The 6368-nt window shown below is 70.1% G+C and carries 4 protein-coding genes; all 4 read left to right on the top strand.

The window, feature by feature from the left end:
• Window positions 1-5 precede the first annotated feature (5 nt).
• The 4 genes from iolB to ACWC5O_RS07720 all read left to right on the top strand — a co-directional run bounded on the left by iolB (window position 6) and on the right by ACWC5O_RS07720 (window position 6039).
• Window positions 6-854 carry a 5-deoxy-glucuronate isomerase gene (gene iolB / locus ACWC5O_RS07705; RefSeq protein ID WP_450580558.1) on the top strand — a complete coding sequence of 283 codons (849 nt, stop codon included), beginning with the start codon at window positions 6-8 and terminating at the stop codon, window positions 852-854.
• Window positions 851-2737: a 3D-(3,5/4)-trihydroxycyclohexane-1,2-dione acylhydrolase (decyclizing) gene (gene iolD, locus ACWC5O_RS07710; protein ID WP_450580559.1), complete on the top strand. Its 1887-nt coding sequence runs from the start codon at window positions 851-853 to the stop codon at window positions 2735-2737. Before iolB ends, iolD begins: the two co-directional genes overlap by 4 nt.
• A gap of 15 nt (window positions 2738-2752) precedes the next feature.
• Window positions 2753-4255, top strand: coding sequence for a CoA-acylating methylmalonate-semialdehyde dehydrogenase (gene mmsA, locus ACWC5O_RS07715; RefSeq protein WP_450580560.1), 1503 nt, complete (start codon window positions 2753-2755; stop codon window positions 4253-4255).
• A gap of 377 nt (window positions 4256-4632) precedes the next feature.
• The gene (locus tag ACWC5O_RS07720; RefSeq protein WP_450580561.1) at window positions 4633-6039 is read left to right on the top strand and encodes an APC family permease; all 1407 of its coding nucleotides are present in this window, start codon (window positions 4633-4635) and stop codon (window positions 6037-6039) included.
• Window positions 6040-6368: the final 329 nt, after the last annotated feature.

The raw sequence follows: 6368 nt of genomic DNA on the forward strand, positions 1-6368 counted from the left end.
GCCGCATGACCAGCACCGAACTGCACCTGCCCCGGGGCGCCACCGCGAACGCCCAGTACGCCGTCGACATCGACCCCGAGCGGGCCGGATGGACGCACAGCAGCCTGCGCATCGTGGAGTTGTCACCGGGCGGTACACATACGTTCACCACCGGGGACAGTGAGTGGATCGTGCTTCCGCTGCAGGGCGGATGTACCGTGCAAATCGCGGGAGAAGAAATCCAACTCCTGGGTCGGGAAAGCGTGTTCGCGGGGGTCTCCGACTTCGCGTACGTGCCCCGGGACGCCCAGGTCCTGATCGCCTCCGGCGCGGGAGGCCGCTTCGCCCTGGCAGGAGCGAAGTGCGAGCGACGACTCCCCGCCCGCTACGGCCCCGCGCCGGAGGTCCCCGTCGAGGAGCGCGGCAGCGGCACCTGCGCCCGCAGGGTGCGCAACTTCGCCGCTGCCGCCCGCGCCGGAGGCGCTGATGGACAGGGTTTCGACTGCGACAAGCTGATCGCCGTCGAGGTGATCACGCCCGGCGGCAACTGGTCCTCGTACCCGCCGCACAAGCACGACGAGCACCGGCCGGGCGAGGAGTCCGAGCTGGAGGAGATCTACTACTTCGAGATCGACGGCCCGAACGGTTTCGGCTATCAGCGCGTATTCCCCTCGCGCGAGGGCGGGACCGACGTCCTCGCCGAGGTCCGCTCGGGTGACGCCGTCCTCGTCCCCGACGGCTGGCACGGCCCGTCGATCGCCCAGCCCGGGCACGACATGTACTACCTGAACGTCATGTCCGGTCCGGGTGAGACGCGGGAGTGGCGGATCTGCTTCCACCCGGATCACGCAGAAAGCACAGGGGGGTACCGATGACGACCTCGACGACGAGGCTCACGGTCGCGCAGGCACTCGTCCGCTTCCTCGCCGCCCAGTACACGGAACGCGACGGCCGGCGGCAACGGCTGATCGGCGCCACCTGGGGCATCTTCGGGCACGGCAACGTGGCCGGCCTCGGCCAGGCGCTGATCGAGTACACCGACGTCATGCCGTACCACCAGGGCCGCAACGAGCAGTCCATGGTGCACGCGGCGGTCGGCTACGCCCGGCAGTCGAACCGCTTGTCCACCCACGCGGTGACCACCTCCATCGGCCCGGGCGCGACCAACCTGGTCACCGGCGCCGCGCTGGCCACCATCAACCACCTCCCGGTGCTGCTGCTGCCCGGCGACGTCTTCGCCACCCGCCCCGCCGACCCGGTCCTGCAGCAGCTGGAGGTGCCGTACGCGGGCGACGTGTCGGTCAACGACACCCTGCGCCCGGTGTCCAGGTACTTCGACCGGATCACCCGGCCCGAGGCCCTGATCCCGAGCGCCCTGCAGGCCATGCGGGTCCTCACCGACCCCGTGGAGACCGGCGCGGTCACCCTCGCCCTGCCGCAGGACGTGCAGGCCGAGGCGTACGACTGGCCGGAGGAGTTCTTCGCCGAGCGCGTGTGGACCGTACGACGCCCCGGCGCGGACCCGGCCGAGCTGGCCGAGGCGGTCCGGGTGATCCGGGAGGCGCGCAGGCCCCTCGTCATCGCGGGCGGCGGAGTCCACCACAGCCGCGCCGAGGAGACCCTCGCGGAGTTCGTGGAGGCCACCCGGATACCGGTCGCCTCCACCCAGGCAGGCAAGGGTTCGCTGCGCCACGACCACCCGCAGGACGTCGGCGGCGTCGGCCACACCGGCAGCGCGACCGCCGACGAGCTGGCCCGCACCGCGGACCTGGTGATCGGCGTGGGCACCCGCCACACCGACTTCACCACCGCTTCCGGCACCCTCTTCGAGAACCCGGACGTGCGTTTCCTCAACCTCAACATCGCGCCCTTCGACGGCCACAAACTGGCCGGGCTGCCGCTGGTCGCGGACGCCCGCAGCGGCCTGGGCGAGCTGACCGAGGCGCTGGAGATGCACGAGCACCGGGTCGCCGACTCCTACGTCACCGAGTACACCGAGGACAAGGAGCGCTGGGAGCAGCGCGTGGAGGCCTGCTTCGAGGCGGACGAGCCGGACATCAGGCCGACCCAGCCGCAGGTCCTCGGCGCCCTGGACGCCCTGGTCGACGAGTCCGACATCATCATCAACGCGGCAGGCTCGCTCCCCGGCGACCTGCACAAGCTGTGGCGGGCGCGCTCGTACGACCAGTACCACCTGGAGTACGGCTACTCCTGCATGGGCTACGAGATCCCGGCCGCGATCGGCGTGAAGCTCGCCGCGCCCGAGCGGAACGTGTGGGCGCTGGTCGGTGACGGGACGTACCTGATGATGCCGACGGAGATCGTGACCGCCGTGCAGGAGGGCATCGCGATCAAGATCCTGCTCGTGCAGAACCACGGGTACGCCTCGATCGGGGGTCTGTCGGAGTCCGTGGGCGGCGAGCGGTTCGGCACCGCCTACCGCTTCACCTCGGACGACGGCACCTTCACCGGTGCCCCGCTGCCCGTCGACCTCGCCGCCAACGCGGCCAGCCTCGGCATGCGCGTGCTGCGCGCGAAGACCGTACGGGACCTGCGCGCGGCGCTGGCCGAGGCGCGGGCCGCCGACACCGCAACATGTGTCTACGTGGAGACCGAAACGTCCGACACTGTGTCGGGCGCGCCTCCGGCGCAGGCCTGGTGGGATGTTCCTGTGGCCGAGACCGCGACCCGATCGTCCGCGGTCAAGGCACGTGAGCTGTACGAACGGCACGTCTCGACCCGACGCCGCCATCTGTAAAAGGAGTTTCTGGGCATGACGAAGATCGTCAACCACTGGATCGGCGGCAAGACCGTCGAAGGCGCGTCGGGTACGTACGGGCCGGTCACGGACCCGGCGACCGGCGCGGTCACCACCAAGGTCGCGTTCGCGTCGGTCGACGAGGTGGACGCCGCGGTGGCCGCCGCGAAGGACGCCTTCGTGACCTGGGGCCAGTCGTCGCTGGCCCAGCGCACGTCCATCCTCTTCAAGTTCCGGGCGCTGCTGGACGCCAACCGGGACGCCATCGCGGAGCTGATCACCGCCGAGCACGGCAAGGTGCACTCCGACGCGCTCGGCGAGGTCGCCCGCGGCCTGGAGATCGTGGACCTGGCCTGCGGGATCAACGTCCAGCTGAAGGGCGAGCTGTCCACGCAGGTCGCGAACCGCGTCGACGTGGCGGCCATCCGGCAGCCGCTCGGTGTCGTCGCCGGCATCACGCCGTTCAACTTCCCGGCGATGGTCCCGATGTGGATGTTCCCGATCGCCATCGCGACCGGCAACACCTTCGTACTGAAGCCGTCCGAGAAGGACCCGTCGGCCTCCCTCAAGATCGCCGAGCTGCTGTCCGAGGCCGGTCTGCCGGACGGCGTCTTCAACGTCGTGCACGGTGACAAGGTGGCGGTGGACCGCCTCCTGGAGCACCCGGACGTCAAGGCCGTCTCGTTCGTCGGCTCGACCCCGATCGCCCGCTACATCCACACCACCGCCTCCGCCAACGGCAAGCGCGTGCAGGCCCTGGGCGGCGCCAAGAACCACATGCTGGTCCTGCCGGACGCCGACCTGGACGCGGCGGCGGACGCGGCCGTGAGCGCGGCCTACGGCTCCGCGGGCGAGCGCTGCATGGCCATCTCGGCCGTCGTCGCGGTCGGCTCGATCGGCGACGAGCTGGTGGAGAAGATCCGCGAGCGCGCCGAGAAGATCAAGATCGGCCCCGGCAACGACCCGGCCTCCGAGATGGGCCCGCTCATCACGAAGGTCCACCGCGACAAGGTGGCCTCCTACGTCGAGGGCGCGGCGGCCGAGGGCGCCGAGGTCGTGCTCGACGGCACCGGCTACACGGTCGAGGGCTACGAGGACGGCCACTGGATCGGTATCTCGCTGCTCGACAAGGTGCCCACGTCCGCCAAGGCCTACCAGGACGAGATCTTCGGCCCGGTGCTGTGCGTGCTGCGCGTGGACACGTACGAGGAGGGCGTGGCCCTCATGAACGCCTCCCCGTTCGGCAACGGCACCGCGATCTTCACCCGGGACGGCGGGGCCGCCCGCCGCTTCCAGATGGAGATCGAGGCCGGCATGGTCGGTGTGAACGTCCCGATCCCGGTCCCGGTCGGCTACCACTCCTTCGGTGGCTGGAAGGACTCGCTCTTCGGCGACCACCACATCTACGGCAACGACGGAACCCACTTCTACACCCGCGGCAAGGTCGTCACGACCCGCTGGCCGGACCCGTCGGAGGCCCCCGCCGGCGTCGACCTCGGCTTCCCGCGCAACCACTGAGGGCTGTACAGCCCCTTGTCAGGCCGTCCGGTATCCGGACGGCCTGACTTTTTTTTGACGCGTCAGCTGCGATTCTCGTTTTGGCGGGATCAAACGGATAGCGAAGGGGTTGACGGTAAATGACCTTGGAAAGCAAGGTCAGATTCCACTGGGGCTTGATGGATGCGCCTACAGGGCGTTGCGGCCTGTGAAAGTGATGCCGCATAAGTCTTGTCGGGGATGCGAATTCCGAAGGTAAACGGCCATTGACGCAGCGGTTTTCGTCGGGGTTCTCTATGCAGCGCCGGGAGCGGACGAGACGAACGCAAGACGAGCCGCCGGAGGCGATAGCGCTCCCGACCCCACCCTCAGCCACACGAGTCGATCGGAACCGCCGCATGACCGACACGCTCCGCCCTGTCGAGACAGCCGTCATAGACGCTTCCGGGGCCCCTGACAGCCCCCAGAAGCTCAAGCGTTCCATCGGCGTCGTCGGCGGCACCCTGCTGACGCTCTCGTGCGTCACGCCCGCCTCCACGCTCTTCGTGGTCGTCCCCGACCTCTTCGGCTCCCTCGGCACCGCCACCGCCCTGACGATCGCCATCGGCTCCCTCCTCTGTATCGCCGTGGCGTTCTGCTACTCCGAGCTGGGCACCCTCATCCCCAGCGCGGGCGGCGAGTACGCCATGGTGTCGACGATGGCCGGGCGGCTCGCGGGCTGGCTCGTCTTCGTGCTGTCCCTGCTGGTCGTGATGATCGTCCCGCCGGTGATCGCGATGGGCACCGCCGACTACCTCGCGCCGATCGTCCACCTCGACCCGGCGATGACCGGCGCGGGCGTGATGCTCCTCGCCACCCTGGCCGGCCTGCTCGACCTGCGCGCCAACGCCTGGATCACCGGCATCTTCCTGGTCCTGGAGGTCATCGCCGCCGGCGTCGTGGCCCTGCTGGGCTTCACCCACGGTCACCGCGGTGTCGGCAGCCTGGTCTCCATGCAGGTCGCGGGCTCGGACGGACACACGGACACCGTGACCGCCATGCTGGTCGTCTCCGGCCTCGCCATCGCCCTCTTCGTCACCCAGGGCTTCTCGACCGCCGTCTACCTCTCCGAGGAGCTGGAGCACCCGCGCCGCAACGTCGCCCGCACGGTCCTGGCCACCCTCGCCATCTCCACCGTGATCATCCTGGTCCCGGTCGCCGCCATCACCCTGGGCGCCTCCGACCTCAAGGAGCTGACCGGCGGCGACATCAGCTCCATGGTCACCGCCTGGTCCAACTCCGCGGTCGGCACCTTCGTCAGCCTCTGCGTGGCCCTCGCGATCATCAACGCGGGCATCGTCATGGTCATCCAGAACTCCCGTGTCCTGTTCGCCTCGGCCCGCGACAAGGCCTGGCCCGAGCCGGTCAACAACGTCTTCTCCAAGCTCGGCCGCTTCGGCTCCCCCTGGGTGGCCACGCTCGCGGTCGGTGTCCCCGGCGCGCTGCTCTGCTTCGTCAACCTGGACACCCTGTACGGCGTGACGGGCGTCTCGGTGACCGGCATGTACCTGCTGGTCGCGGTCGCCGCCCTGCTGGCCCGCCGCGGCTCCCACAAGCACACGCCGGCCTGGCGGATGCCGCTGTGGCCCGTGATGCCGGTCCTGCTGATCGCGGTCCTCGGCTACATCCTGACCCAGCAGGAGGCCGCCTACCTGCTGTGGACCGGCGGCATCACCGCGGTCGCCACCCTCTACTGGGCCTTCTACCTCCGCCCGCGCCAGGCGACCCGCTGGCTGGTGTCGATCCCGGAGGACGCGCAGGCGTAACGAACTCGCCCCGCGTCCCCACGTCTCCGCGTCCTCGCCGCCCGCACCGTGCCGGGCGGCGAGGACGTCGTCGTACCACGCCTGAAGTACGCCGGGGCGGACCCGTACTCCCCAGGGATGGCCCCGGGTTCAGCCCGGCGGCCGCATCCGTTGTCGGAGGCGGACCGTACCGTTGAGGCATGGATCTTCGAAGGCCCGCGTTGCGCGGGCTGCTGAAGGGGCCGCGGCGGCCGTGCCCGCCGCAGCGCGTCCCGGATCGCCGCACACTTGCGCATCCACGCCAGGTCGTCGATGGCGAGCCCGCCCCGCCCGGTCACCACGGACGCGTC

Source organism: Streptomyces sp. NPDC001450, assembly GCF_053597295.1.

Bases quoted from the DNA above. Each gene is read 5' to 3' on its own strand.
- iolB (WP_450580558.1), top strand. From the start codon at position 6: ATGACCAGCACCGAACTGCACCTGCCCCGGGGCGCCACCGCGAACGCC.
- iolD (WP_450580559.1), top strand. From the start codon at position 851: ATGACGACCTCGACGACGAGGCTCACGGTCGCGCAGGCACTCGTCCGC.
- mmsA (WP_450580560.1), top strand. From the start codon at position 2,753: ATGACGAAGATCGTCAACCACTGGATCGGCGGCAAGACCGTCGAAGGC.
- ACWC5O_RS07720 (WP_450580561.1), top strand. From the start codon at position 4,633: ATGACCGACACGCTCCGCCCTGTCGAGACAGCCGTCATAGACGCTTCC.